This is a genomic window from Stenotrophomonas sp. YJH_SMC_131 (assembly GCF_059367975.1).
In genome coordinates this window covers 356,582-369,699 of sequence record NZ_JCAFRJ010000003.1, presented here as the reverse complement: position 1 = coordinate 369,699, position 13,118 = coordinate 356,582, and the positions used below count along the sequence as shown (strand labels likewise).

Sequence of the window (13,118 nt, the reverse complement as noted above, 5' to 3'; positions counted from 1 at the left end):
GGCAGCGCAGCACGATGGCACGGTGGCAATGGATGGCGGCAGGCGTAGCGTTGGCGACGGTAGTGGCATTGGCTGCGACCTGGTGGGAGACACCGCTGCATACGCTGGCTGAACCGGCGGGTCCGGCTCCGACGCCGTTGGCGTGGACCGCGCAGATCGAACCGCTGGCCGGCGATGGCCACCCGGGTGACCGTGATGGCGCGTCCGCGCAGGCACGCTTCGCCGATCCGTACGCGTTGCTGCGCAGTGCCGATGGCAGCGTCTATTTCACCGATGCCGGCGACAACAACCGGATCCGTCGCCGCCTTCCCGATGGCCGCGTTGAAACGGTGGCCGGGCAGGGCGAGGGACGTGTCGATGGCCCTGCACTGCAGGCCAGTTTCAACACGCCTTCGGGCATTGCCGCCGACGCGCAGGGCAACCTGTATGTGGCCGACACCGGCAACCATGCGATCCGCCGCATCAGCACCGATGGCCAGGTGACCACGCTGGCCGGTGGCGAACAGGGCCACGCCGACGGCCCTGCCGCGCAGGCCCGCTTCGATGCGCCGATGGGCATCGCCGTGGATGCGCAGGGCCAGGTTTACGTGGCCGATACGTTCAACGATCGCATCCGGGTGATCGGTACGGATGGCAGCGTGCGCACCCTGGCCGGTGGTGATCGGCCGGGCCTTGCCGATGGCGTGGGCGCCGCTGCGCGCTTCGATACGCCGGTGGCGCTGGCCTTCGACGCGCAGGGCGCGTTGCTGGTGGCCGACCTGTTCAACAACGCCGTGCGCCGGGTGGGTGCCGATGGTACGGTCAGCACCGTGGTCGCCGCCGGTGGCGTGATCAATGGGCCGCTGTCGTTGGCCACCACCCATGACGGCGTGCTGTACGTGGGTGATCTCGATGGCCGCATCGTGCAGGTGACGCCGCAGGGCCATCAGATCGCGCTGGTCGGCAATGGCCGCCTGCCGCGCCTGGCCCGCCCCAGCGGATTGGCGCTGGATGCCGATGGCAGCGTGCTGGTGGCCGACGCCGCCAGCTACCGCCTGCATCGCCTGCGCCCGCTGCCGGTGGGCGACCTGCCGGCACCGGCACTGGTCGGCCCGGCTGCCGATGCCGCGCTGCCGAAGACCGGGGGCCGTTGGCCGCTGGCACCGCAGGACGGCTGGCACGAAGTGGTCGGCACCCTGGGCGAGGTGCGCGGCAACTTCACCGGTGAGAGCCGCCACCACCTGCATGGCGGCTTCGACGTGCGCGGTGATGTGGGCCAGACCGTGCTGGCGATCGCCGAAGGCAAGATCAGCAGCCCGGTGGCCGCCTGGAACCTGGGTGAGCAGGCCGAGGGCCTGGTCGTGGATCGCCTCAAGTACATCCACATGCGGGTCGGCCGAACCCCGCGCGACGAACCCTACGATGCGCGCTGGCAGGCGCTGTACGACGAGCAGGGCAGGCTGGAGCGGATGCGCGTGCGCCGCGGCATGCGCATCCACGTCGGTGACCGCCTGGGCAGCATCAACAACCAGGCGCACGTGCACCTGGCGGTGGGTACCGGCGGCTTCGAGACCAACGCGGTGGCGCTGGGCTTCCAGGGCTACGCCGACCACTTCGCGCCGCGCATCACCGATGTGGCCCTGCTGGACGACAACGACCAGCCGATGGCCGCCGGCAGCGATGGCGTGGTGATGGTGGCGCGCCAGGGCCGCGGCGTGCAGATCGTGGTCGAGGCCTGGGACCAGGTCGACAACAACCTGCCGCGCCGCCGCCTGGGCATGTACCAGGTCGGTTACCAGATCCTCGATGCCGCTGGGCAGCCGCTGCAGGGTTACGAGCAGCCGCGCTGGAACATCGTGTTCAACCGCATGCCGCCGCAGAAGGAAGCTGTGCGCGTGGCCTACGCACCGGACAGCGGCATCACCGTGCATGGCAGCGCGGTCACCCGTTTCCGCTACCTGGCCACCAACACCGTGCGCGACGGCCTGATGGAAACCGGGCGCTGGCAGCCGGCGGCGCTGCCGCCGGGCGAGTACATCGTGCGCGCCAGCGTGCGCGACTACAGCGGCAACGAAGGCGTCGGCCCGCGCGAGATCAGGGTACGGCTGCTGCCATAGCCGCAGCCGGGGCGCCGCAACGTTCGCGCTCGGCGTCCATGTCTTCCAGCGGCCGCACTTCGATGCTGCCGAAGCGCGCCCACGGGAAGTCGCGGGCGATGCGCATGGCTTCGTCGCGGTCGCGGGCGACGATCAGGTTGAAGCCGGCCAGCAGTTCGCGGGTTTCGGCGAACGGGCCATCGAGAACACGGCTGTTGCCATCACGCACGCGCAGGGTCTGTGCAGTGTCGACCGGCTGCAGTTTCTGCGCGGCCAGCAGCGTGCCTTCGGCCTGCAGCTTGTCGGCGTGGGCCAGGCAGTCGCGCATCAGCGCGTTGAATTCTTCGATGGGCAGGGCCTGCAGCAGGGCAGGCTCGATGTAGATCAGAAGCAGGTACTGCTGCATGGCACGGTCCTGGCGGGGGCGGGGTGCCCATGATGGCGCAGGATGGCGCATGGGCATGTTGCAGCGCAGAAGCGCGCCTTCGGCGGGGGCGGCGAACGGCGGAGCCCCTCCGTGGTGTGTTTGGGTGGGTCGCTGAAAGCGGGTTTCCTGAGGGTGGGCCGGGCGGGTGGGATTGGCGAGGACGCCGTGAATCCGTCCCTGGAGGCTTAGCCGCGCCATCCATGGCGCGGATACCCCGCCAACCCCACCCGCCCGGCCCCAGACAGATTCCGGCGGCCGATCCACCACGGGAAATCAACAAGCAAGAGCAAAAGCGGGTCGCTTCGCTCGCAAAGCCGAGCCCGCCAGCCAACCGTCTTTGCTTTTGCTGTTGCTGTTGCTGTCGCCGTTGCTGTTGCCTTTTCTCTTGATCTTCCCGTGGTGGGTACCGGAGGCAGGAAACTGTCCAGGGCCGGGTGGGTAGGCGGGGCGGGGGTGTCCGCGGCATGGATGCCGCGGCCAAGCCCCCATGGATGGGTTTACGGCGTCCCCCGACCCGCCTACCCACCCGGCCAAACCCATGAACCCGCGCTTTCAGCGACCAACCCAACCCACCACGGAGGGGCTCCGCCGTTCGCCGACCTCCGCCGAAGGCGCGCTTTCCACGGAAGAAATAATTTTCAGAGGACGTGTCGATTCCCAGCCCCCTGGTTCGTTGTACCCAATGAAGGGCACGCACCACGCGTCCCCACGGGAGACCGCAATGAAAGTGATGGTGATCGTGAAGGCCAACGCCGACTCCGAAGCCGGCCGCATGCCCAGCGAACAGGAACTGTCCGAAATGGGCGCCTTCAACGAACAACTGGTGGCCGCCGGCATCATGCTGGCCGGTGAAGGCCTGCACGCCACCCAGCGCGGCCGTCGCATTCACTTCGGCGGCGGGGCACCCCAGGTCGAGGCCGGTCCGTTCGGTCCTGCCAGTGAACAGATCGCCGGCTTCTGGCTGTGGGAGGTGCGGTCGCTGGACGAAGCGGTTGAATGGGCCAGCCGCGCACCGTTCGGCAGTGGCGGCACGCTCGAACTGCGTCCCTTGATCTCCGCTGAAGACTTCGGTGAAGCCTTCACCCCCGAATTACAGCAGCAGGAACAGCGTCTGCGTGCACAGCTGGAAGGTTGACCCGATTCATCTCCACGCCGGGCACGACCCGGCGCTACCGCCCTGAACTACATCACGGAGTATTGCCATGAGACTGATTCCCTTCCTCGGCTTCAGCGGCCAGGCCCACGAGGCGATGGCGTTCTACGCCAAGGCACTCGGTGGCCAGGTCACTTCGGAAATGAAATACCGCGACATGCCGCCCTCCGATGGCTCGCCGGGCTGCAACGAGATGCCGCCGGAAACCCTGGACCACGTCGCCCACAGCCAGCTGGAGATCGGCAACGCCATCGTGATGGCGGCCGACGGCCCCGGCGGCGGCGAGGGTGGCTCGACCACCATCAATGTCGATGTCGACAGCATCGAAGAAGCCGAACGCGTGTTTGCCGCGCTGGCCGAGGGGGGCCAGGTGCAGATGCCGATCGCCGAAACGTTCTGGGCGCACCGCTGGGGCATGCTGGTCGACCGCTATGGCAAGCCGTGGATGGTCAACTGCATGAAGCAGCCCTGATTCCTCTCTTTCTTTCATCCACAAGGAGCTTCACCGATGAGTGCACCGCAACCGCAGATGATCTTCGTCAACCTGCCCGTGCAGGATCTGAACGCGTCCAAGACCTTTTTCGCAGCGCTGGGCTACAGCTTCAACCCGACCTTCACCAATGACGATGCCGCCTGCATGGTGATCAGCGAGAGCATCTTCGTGATGCTGCTGACCCAGCCGTTCTTCAAGCAGTTCACCACCAAGCCAATCGCCGACGCACGCAGCCAGACCGAGGTGATCACCTGCCTGTCGGCGGACAGCCGCAAGGCGGTGGACGTGATGGTGGACAAGGCTCTGGCGGCCGGCGCCAGTGAACCGCAGCCCGCGCGCGACTACGGTTTCATGTACCAGCGTGGCTTCCAGGACCTGGATGGCCATCTCTGGGAAATCGCACACATGGACGGCGAGCCGGGCTGACGGCCGCCGCAGGGAGAACCCGCATGGCTTACGTGGACGCTTACGTGCTGCCGTGCCCGCAGGACAAGGTGGCGGCCTACCGTCGCCTTGCCCGCAAGGCCGGTGCGGTGTGGAAGGACCATGGCGCGCTGCAGTACATGGAATGCGTGGCCGACGATGTGGAGCCGGGCAAGAGCACCTCGTTCCCGCGCGCGGTCAAGGCGAAACCGGGCGAGACGGTGATCGTCGCCTTCGTGGTGTTCCGCTCGCGCGCGGCACGCGACCGCATCAACGCAAAGGTGATGGCCGACCCGCGGCTGGCGTCGCTGGGTCCGAAGGACATGCCGTTCGATACCCGGCGCATGTTCTGGGGTGGCTTCAAGCCGATTGTTGAAGCGTGAGCTGCGGCGCTTGTGCGGGCCGGGCGTGCGTGCTGTGATCGGCGCATGCTCGAGCCCGCACTGACGCAGCGTCTGGAAACCCTCTGGCGGATGGAGTCGCCAGTGCTGATTGCGCGCCTGGCGCGGCTGCTCGGTGGCGATGTCGGCCGTGCCGAGGAGCTGGCCCAGGACACCTGGCTGGCCGCGCTGGAGCGTTGGCCGGAGCAGGGTATCCCGGACAACCCCGGAGCCTGGCTGATGACCACCGCGCGCAACCGTGCCATCGATGTGCTGCGCCAGCACCAGCGGGTGACGCAGCAGCATGCGCAGTGGGGCGAGGAACTGCATCCGGCGGCACTGCCGGCGCCGGATGACAGCCAGGCACTGGAGGACGACCTGGGCGATGACCTGCTGCGGCTGATGTTCGTGGCCTGCCATCCCGTGCTGCCGGCCGATGCGCGGGTGGCACTGACCCTGCGCCTGCTCGGTGGCCTGAGCACCGTCGAGATCGCGCGTGCGTTCCTGCAGCCGGAGCCGACCATCGCCCAGCGCATCGTGCGCGCCAAGCGCACGCTGGCGCAGAAGCAGGTGCCCTATGAAGTGCCACGCGCCGACGCGATGCCGGAGCGCCTGGCCTCGGTGCTGGAAGCGATCTATCTGGTGTTCAACGAAGGCTACGCCGCCAGCGCCGGTGATGACTGGATGCGCCCGGCGCTGTGCGAGGAAGCGCTGCGGCTGGCCCGCATCCTGGCGCATCGGTTGCCGGTGCCGCCGGTACTGGGCCTGCTGGCGCTGATGGAACTGCAGGCCTCGCGCGCAGCGGCACGGGTGGACGCGCAGGGCGCGCCGGTGCTGCTGGACCAGCAGAACCGCGCGCGCTGGGACTGGCTGCAGATCGACCGCGGGCAGCAGGTGCTGGCGCGCGCGTTGGCCATCGGTGGCGACCAGGATCCGTATGTGCTGCAGGCGCGCATCGCGGCCTGCCATGCGGCTGCGCGGCGCGCCGACGCGACCGACTGGCCGCGTATCGCCGCGCTCTATACACAGCTGCTGCAGGTGCAACCTTCGCCGGTGGTGGCATTGAACCGGGTGGTGGCGATCCTGCGCAGCGAAGGCCCGTTCGCCGCGTGGGCGCAGCTGCAGCCCCTGCTGGTCGACGCGCGCCTGCGCGACTATGCGCCGCTGCAGGTGGTGCGCGGCGAGCTGCTGCAGGCACTGGGGCGTGAGCAGGACGCACGTGACGCTTTTGGCCAGGCCGCTCGGCTCAGCCAGAACCAGGCCGAGCGCGGACTGCTGCGGCAACGGGCGGGCCTGCCCCCCACGGACTGAGCCGACAAAGGCAGCACTTGTCGCCGGCCGCCTGAGCGGCTATGTTTCGCGCCCAGCGGACGCATCAGCGTCCGCGATCCGTGCGTATTGACCGAGGAGCGGTTGGATGTATTCAAGGACGAAGAGCGCATCGCGCGCTTTTGCGCGCCTGCTTGCCTGTGCCCTGTGCCTGGCCGTATGGCCGATGGCCGTGCAGGCTGCGGACAAATCACAGCAGGCCTATTGGGCCGGTTTTGCCTATACCGCTGACGCCGCCGCCGTGCAGGCGACCACCCCGCATGCGCACGCGGTGCTGGAACGGCGTGGGCTGGTCCCGCTGAACCAGACGCTGGCACAGTCGCTCAAGCGCCACGCACCGGCCCACCTGGAGCTGATCGACCAGCCGGTGGCGATGCTCGACGGCACCACCAGTGCCACCGTGCTGGCCGCTGCGCTGGATCGCGAGCTGGTCTCGGTCGAACCGATCGGCGACCAGTACAAGGTGCTGGTGGAAGTGGCGCTGCAGGCGTTGTTCTTCGACTTCCGCGAGCGCCAGGTGATCGCCTCCTATCCGCTCACCCTGCAGCGCATCGACGTGCAGGACTACCGTCCGGACAACGACGATATCGACGCGATCGTCGCCGATCTGCTGTACGGCGGTGCCGATACCAGCCTGTCGCAGGTACTGGCGGCCAGCCTGGCGCAGGCCCGGTTGCCCGATGCCGCCGTGCGTCGCCTGCAGGTAGGCGGGGTGACCCTGTCCGACGCGGCACGCGCCAAGCTGCCCGATCCGAAGTGGGAAGCACCGCTGCGTGCCACGCTTGCGCACGAACTGTCCAAGACGCTGTCGTCCAACACCGGCGTTGGCCTGCTGCCGCCGGCCTCGGGCCAGGCGATCGGCGGTGCGATGGCCGCCCGCTTTGCCGACGGCAAGGTCTACCAGCTGAAGATTCCCGAACCCGACTACGTCATCCAGCTGCAGGTCGATGCACTGAAGAACGGCGTGATCGAGGAAACCCCGGCGATGAAGACGATGCTGTTCGGCGCCTTCTTCACCGCCAAGGTGAGCGAGCCGTTCTCGGGCAAGGTCTATTTCGAACAGCCGCTGCGCAAGGGGGCCACCAAGGTGGTGCCGGTCACGCAGTGGCAGGTCGACCAGTGGTCGGCCAGCTACGAAACCCTGCTGGCCGGCTTCGACGCCTTCGCCGGCGCCGCCGCCAAGCGTGCCGATTCGCGCGCCTGGCTGGACGAACAGAAGCCGGGCGGCCGCCCGTTGCAGCAGCAGACCCAAGCCCTCCAGGAGTTGATCAAGTCATGTCGTTGATGCGTACCATCCTGCTCATCCTCATCGCGCTGGCGGTGGCCTCGCCGGTCGCTGCGCAGACCGCGAGTTCGCGCGGTACCGGCTCGGCCAGCTACGGCCTGCGCCTGAGCGCCGATACCCGTGCCCAGGCCCTGAACAAGGCCAAGGTCAATGCCCTGGAGGCGTACATCGCCGAAACCGGTGCGGCCAAGCTGCGCCTGTTCGAGGCGCGCCGCGCCGAGTTCATCGGCGAGATCGACCGCTACGTGCTCAGCGCCGTACAGCTGTCGGACACCGAAGACAAGAAGGCCAAGACCTACAGCGTCACCGTCCGCGCCGAGATCAACACCACCCTGCTGCAGACCAAGCTGGATGCGGGTTCGGCCGTGGCCGGCGCCACCGCTGCGCAGCGCTCGTTGCTGACCTTCCTGTTCATGGCGCGCTCGCAGGACACCGTGCAGTCGTTCCAGGACAAGGAATACCGCCGCGTCGACGCCAGCAGCAGCTACAGCGAGAACACCCGTGAAGGCGACAGCTTCCGCGGCAACTCGGTCAGCACCAACGGCAGCATCAACCAGAACGGTTCGGTGTCGGTCACCAGCGGCGGCAGCACCACCGCGCGCGCCGACAACATCACCTGGAAGGTGGCCAACGCCGCCGAAGTCAACACCGCGATGACCGGTGCCTTCAGCGCCGCCGGCTACGAGGTGGTTGAAGCCGAGTACGTGGAAGGCGAGTCGCGCGGCCTGCTCAGCATCGAGCGCATCCGCAAGGACTTCAGCACCGGCAACGACCTGGCCCCGGCCACCCTGCGCGACACCGCCAATGGCATCCGTGCGGCCAACATCCCGTACATCGCCGTCGGCACCCTCGACGTCGGCATGCGTGACCGCGATCCGGCCAGCGGCAACACCCGCGTGTTCGTCACTGTCACCGGCAAGGTGCTGGACGTGACCGGTCGTTTCCCGCGCACCGTGTCGTCGGTCGGCCCGGTGCAGTTCTCCGGTACCGGCCCGAATGAAACCGTGGCCCGTACCAATGCCCTGCAGCTGGCTGCCGAAAAGGCCGCCCAGCAGATGATCAACGAACTGAACGTCAAGGCGGTCCGCTGATCCGCCGCCCCGTTGGGTGCCGAGCTCGCTCGGCATCGCCCCTGGGTTACCGATTCCCCACGTGCCGCACGCGGCCGTTTCTTCCAAAGGACTCTCACATGATCCGCAATACCGCTCTTGCCCTGGCCATCGCGGCCGCCACCCTGTCGATGCCGGCCCATGCCGGCCTGGGCAAGCTGAAGGACCTGGCCGGTGGCTCCACCGGCTCCTCCAGCAGCACCTCCAGCGCCGCTGCCCCGGACGAAGCCGCGCAGGAAGCGCTGGTGCGTCGTTTCGTCAGCTCGCAGTCGCACTCGCTGCAGGCCCAGACCTCGTTCGCCCGTGCCTTCGGCCTGGCCGAGCAGGTGCAGCTGCTGGAAGCCGAGCGCCAGGCGCTGTCGTCGGGTTCGGTCAGCGTCGATGCGATGAAGAAGTCGGTGTCGGTCAGCGAAGCCGCCCAGGCCGCGATCGACGAGCGCCAGGCCGCGCAGCCGGAGCTGAACGCTGAATCCAAGCAGCACTACGCCGAAGGCCTGGTCTCGCTGCTGTCCTCGGCTGCCGAAGCGCAGAAGCTGGGTGGCGAAGCCAGCAACTTCACCGCCGGCATGAAGAACCTGGGCGCCACCCAGATGGCTACCGTCGGCCGCAAGCTGGCCGCTGGTGCATGGGTGGCCAAGGAATCGCCGGGCTTCATCCAGGGCCTGTACGGTTCGACCAAGTCGGCTGTGACCTTCGCCAAGAAGAGCAAGGTCAAGGTGCCGTCCAACGCCGACTCGATGCTGGGCCAGCTGGACAAGATGAACTGATCCGAGGCGAATCCCCATGCGTACGACCTCCCGTTTGATCGGCCTGGGCCTGGCTGCCGCGCTGCTTGCAGCCTGTGGCAAGCAGGACACCCCGGCCGAAGCGCCCGCACCTGCCAAGGACAAGGCAACCAGTGCACTGGCCAGCAATGCGCCAGTGGAAGCAGCGCCCCTGCGCGGCACGCCGGATTTCGGCGGCACCACCCAGGTCGCGCGCGAGGCCGACGGCATCGGCAGCACCCCGGAACTGGCGGTGCTGGCGGCGTTGCAGTCGGCGGTGGCGCAGGTCAACGGCGTACGCGTGGCCAGCCAGATGCAGAGCCTGCGTGCAGGCCTGCATGTGGATGTGGATGACGAACACGTCGGCGATATCCGCGCCGACGCGTTCACCCAGCAGATGATCGCCGGCTCGCGGGGCGCGGTGCTGGGCTATGAAATCCTGTCGCAGGACGAAGTGCGGCAGCTGGATGAAGAAACCATCGCGCGCGTGCGCGCCAGCGACGAAGGCTGGAGCTTCAAGGGTTCGGCCTCTGCCAGCGCGTCCGGCGAGGCCACGGCCAAGGGCGGCGGAGCCTCGGCCAGCGTCAAGGAGAGCTACGACGAGAAGGTCAGCGTCGATGCCAAGCGTGGCGCAAGCTCGTTCGATTCGGACGTGACCCGCCGCAGCATGCGCAGCTACTGGAAGGTGCGCGTGCGTGCACAGATTGCCCAGTACCGTGCACCGGACGAGCAGGGCAAGCCGAAGATCGTGGTCGCGCTGCCGCGCACCAAGGCCGGCAGCTATGCCGTGGGCGATGGCCGCGTGAGTGCCGATGAAGTGGCCGACGCGATCCGCGCGCGCCTGTCCGACACGCTGACCCAGACCCAGCGCTTCATCGTGCTGGATCGCGAGTTCGGCGACGAACTGCAGGCCGAGATCGACCATATCAACAGCGGCAACGTACGCCTGCAGGACACCGCACGCGTCGGCCAGCAGCTGGCGACCGACCTGATCCTGATCCCGACCATCGAACGCTTCGAGTACCCGCGCAGCGTGCGCAACCTGCGCATGTCCGACCGCCAGGTGACCTCGTACTCCGGTGGCGGCCGCATCACCCTGCGCCTGATCAACGCCACCACCGGCCAGGTGGTGATGTCCGACAGCTTCGACCACCAGCTGGCTTCGACCGGCCCGAGCACCCTGCCCCGCGTGGTCAACGGCCGCAACATGGCCGCGGCGATGATGGAATCGCTGTCGGGCCAGATCGGTACCACCATCGTCACCACGCTGTTCCCGGTGTCGGTGGTTTCTGTGGACGGTGACCAGGTGGTGCTGAGCCAGGGTGGCGAAACCCTGCAGGCCGGCCAGCGCTGGCAGGCCGTGCGCCTGGGCGAGGAACTGAAGGACCCGCAGACCGGCCGCTCGCTGGGCCGCAGTGAACACCCGTGCTGCACCATCCGCATCGACCGCGTGGCCGCACAGACCTCGTACGGCACCATCGAAGACGGCGTCGACGCGATGCGCGGCGGTTTCCGCCCGGGCCAGATCGAACTGCGCCAGAAGCTGGGCAGCAAGCCGGCCGCCGCCGCAGGTGCGACTGCCTCGGCCGCTCCCGCCGCCGCCGCACGCCCGGCGGCCAAGCCGAAGCCCAAGCCCGCTGCTGCCCCGGCCGAAGACCCGAACTGGTAACACGCCCAAGCAACACACCGATGGGGTCAGAGCCCTTTTCCGGCGGGAAAAGGATCTGACCCCTTCGTGTTTCCGTGCGTGTCGACCAAGGTCGACACCCACCAACAGCAGTGGGACCCCGCCTACCCTCAGGAAACCAGCTTTTGCTGTTGCTTCGGCTGTTGCCGTTGTTTCGGCAGATGCAGGGCGCAGCCCTGGCGAATCCCATTACACTCCAGAAGGATTTCCCTGCTGGAGAGAGCAATGAAACGAGTGGTACTGGGCGTGCTGGCCCTGTCGGTGTCGAGCGCACTGATGGCGGCCACCCCGAAATTCGATGGCGCGCGGATCTCCGCCGACGTCAAGGAACTGGCCTCCGACGCCTACGAGGGCCGCTCGCCGGCCACCGCCGGCGAAGAAAAGACCATCGCCTACCTCAGCAGGCAGTTTGCCGACGCCGGCCTGCAGCCGGGCGGCGACCTCAAGGACGGCAAGCGCCTGTGGACCCAGGCCGTGCCGCTGCGCAAGGGCGACATCGTCGGCGCACCGCAGCTGGCGCTGCACCAGGGCGGCAAGACCCTGCCGCTGGAGCAGGGCAAGCAGATCGCCGTGCGCGCCGCCATGAACGGCGCCAGCAGCGTCGACATCAGCAAGGCCCCGCTGGTGTTTCTCGGCTACGGCGTGAAGGCACCGGAGCGCAACTGGGACGACTTCAAGGGCGTGGACCTGAAGGGCAAGATCGCCGTGGTGCTGATCAACGACCCGGACTTCGAAACCGGCCAAGGTGATTTCGACGGCAAGGGCATGACCTATTACGGCCGTTGGACCTACAAGTACGAGGAAGGCGCCCGTCAGGGTGCGCTGGGCGTGCTGATCGTGCACGAGACCGCACCGGCGTCGTATGGCTGGGCCACCGTGGCCGGCTCCAACACCAACACCATGTTCGACGTGGTGCGTGACAACCCGGCAGAAAGCCACCCGCTGCTGGAAGGCTGGATCCAGCGCGACCTTGCCGTGGAGCTGTTCCGCTCGGCCGGGCAGGATTTCGAGGCACTGAAGAAGAAGGCGCAGCAGCGCGACTTCACCCCGGTGCCGCTGACCGGCGCCAGCCTGGACGCGAAGTACGCGGTGAAGACCGAAGTGATCACCTCTCACAACGTGGCCGCGCGCCTGGAAGGCAGCCGCCATCCGGACGAGACCATCATCTACAGCGCGCACTGGGACCACATCGGCGTGGGCGAGCCGGACGCGCGCGGTGACCGCATCTTCAACGGCGCGCTGGACAACGCCAGCGGCACCGCCTCGCTGGTCGAGCTGGCCCGTGGCTTCGCCAAGGAGAAGCGCCCGCAGCGCTCGCTGCTGTTCCTGGCGGTCACCGCCGAGGAAAAGGGCCTGCTGGGTTCTGAGTACTACGCCACCCATCCGCTGTATCCGCTGGAAAAGACCGTGGCCGTGATCAACATGGACGGCATGGCGCCGTTCGGCCCGTCGCGTGACTTCGGTATCTACGGTGCCGCGCGCTTCGAGCTGCTGGACCAGCTGAAGGACGTGGCCAAGGGCTGGGATATCCGCTACACGCCGGACCCGAAGCCGGAAGCGGGCCTGTTCTTCCGCTCCGACCACTTCCCGTTCGCCAAGCGTGGCGTGCCGGCGCTGTCCTGGTCGGCCGGCCAGGACTGGGTGGACGGTGGCGTGGCCGCAGGCAGGAAGGCCTCCGAGGACTACACCGCCAAGCGCTATCACCAGCAGGGCGACGAGTGGCAGCCGGACTGGGTGTTTGCCGGTGCCGCGCGCGACCTGGAAGTGCTGTACACGCTGGGCAACCAGCTGGCCAATTCCCGCGATTGGCCGAACTGGAGCAAGGACGAGGCGTTCCGCGCCGTGCGTGACGCCAGCGCCGACCAGCGCAAGTAACGGCGTCCGGTAGTGCCGGCCGCTGGCCGGCATTGCCGCCCCCGGAAACGCCGGGCCGTGCCCGGCGTTTCCATAACGGCTTCCATCCCAACTTTCCCGGCCTTCGTCGCAGCCTGCT

The 13,118-nt window shown here is 67.9% G+C and carries 12 protein-coding genes; 11 read left to right on the top strand and 1 reads right to left on the bottom strand.

The annotated features are described in order from the left end of the window. The first annotated feature begins 14 nt into the window (after positions 1-14). Positions 15-2,096, top strand: coding sequence for an NHL repeat-containing protein (locus tag AC5P56_RS09070; RefSeq protein WP_041863031.1), 2,082 nt, complete (start codon positions 15-17; stop codon positions 2,094-2,096). Here the strand turns inward: AC5P56_RS09070 and AC5P56_RS09065 are convergent. Next, the gene (locus AC5P56_RS09065) at positions 2,074-2,481 is read right to left on the bottom strand and encodes a YciI family protein (RefSeq protein ID WP_012479004.1); all 408 of its coding nucleotides are present in this window, start codon (positions 2,479-2,481) and stop codon (positions 2,074-2,076) included. The genes AC5P56_RS09070 and AC5P56_RS09065 overlap by 23 nt on opposite strands. 742 nt (positions 2,482-3,223) lie before the next feature. Here AC5P56_RS09065 and AC5P56_RS09060 point away from each other — a divergent pair. The 10 genes from AC5P56_RS09060 (at position 3,224) to AC5P56_RS09015 (ending at position 13,000) form a co-directional block, all read left to right on the top strand. Then, positions 3,224-3,637 carry a YciI family protein gene (locus AC5P56_RS09060; protein WP_014645771.1) on the top strand — a complete coding sequence of 138 codons (414 nt, stop codon included), beginning with the start codon at positions 3,224-3,226 and terminating at the stop codon, positions 3,635-3,637. 67 nt (positions 3,638-3,704) lie between these two features. Then, a complete protein-coding gene (locus AC5P56_RS09055; protein ID WP_014645772.1) occupies positions 3,705-4,127 on the top strand; it encodes a VOC family protein in 423 nt (140 codons plus the stop codon). Between the two features lie 36 nt (positions 4,128-4,163). After that, on the top strand, positions 4,164-4,574 hold the full coding sequence (locus AC5P56_RS09050; RefSeq protein ID WP_014645773.1) for a VOC family protein: 411 nt from the start codon (positions 4,164-4,166) through the stop codon (positions 4,572-4,574). A 23-nt stretch (positions 4,575-4,597) separates the two neighbouring features. Beyond that, entirely contained in the window at positions 4,598-4,954 is a 357-nt protein-coding gene (locus AC5P56_RS09045) for a DUF1428 domain-containing protein (protein ID WP_014645774.1), read from the top strand. Positions 4,955-4,999: 45 nt separating this feature from the next. After that, on the top strand, positions 5,000-6,262 hold the full coding sequence (locus AC5P56_RS09040; RefSeq protein WP_495231546.1) for an RNA polymerase sigma factor: 1,263 nt from the start codon (positions 5,000-5,002) through the stop codon (positions 6,260-6,262). 106 nt (positions 6,263-6,368) lie between these two features. Beyond that, the gene (locus tag AC5P56_RS09035) at positions 6,369-7,565 is read left to right on the top strand and encodes a hypothetical protein (RefSeq protein WP_053495494.1); all 1,197 of its coding nucleotides are present in this window, start codon (positions 6,369-6,371) and stop codon (positions 7,563-7,565) included. Beyond that, a complete protein-coding gene (locus tag AC5P56_RS09030) occupies positions 7,556-8,656 on the top strand; it encodes a hypothetical protein (protein ID WP_014645777.1) in 1,101 nt (366 codons plus the stop codon). The genes AC5P56_RS09035 and AC5P56_RS09030 overlap by 10 nt, the downstream gene beginning before the upstream one ends. Before the next feature lie 98 nt (positions 8,657-8,754). After that, positions 8,755-9,441, top strand: coding sequence for a hypothetical protein (locus AC5P56_RS09025; RefSeq protein ID WP_049408541.1), 687 nt, complete (start codon positions 8,755-8,757; stop codon positions 9,439-9,441). Positions 9,442-9,457: 16 nt separating this feature from the next. Then, positions 9,458-11,107: a CsgG/HfaB family protein gene (locus AC5P56_RS09020; protein ID WP_495231545.1), complete on the top strand. Its 1,650-nt coding sequence runs from the start codon at positions 9,458-9,460 to the stop codon at positions 11,105-11,107. 243 nt (positions 11,108-11,350) lie between these two features. Further along, positions 11,351-13,000: a M28 family metallopeptidase gene (locus AC5P56_RS09015; protein ID WP_032959265.1), complete on the top strand. Its 1,650-nt coding sequence runs from the start codon at positions 11,351-11,353 to the stop codon at positions 12,998-13,000. Positions 13,001-13,118 lie beyond the last annotated feature (118 nt).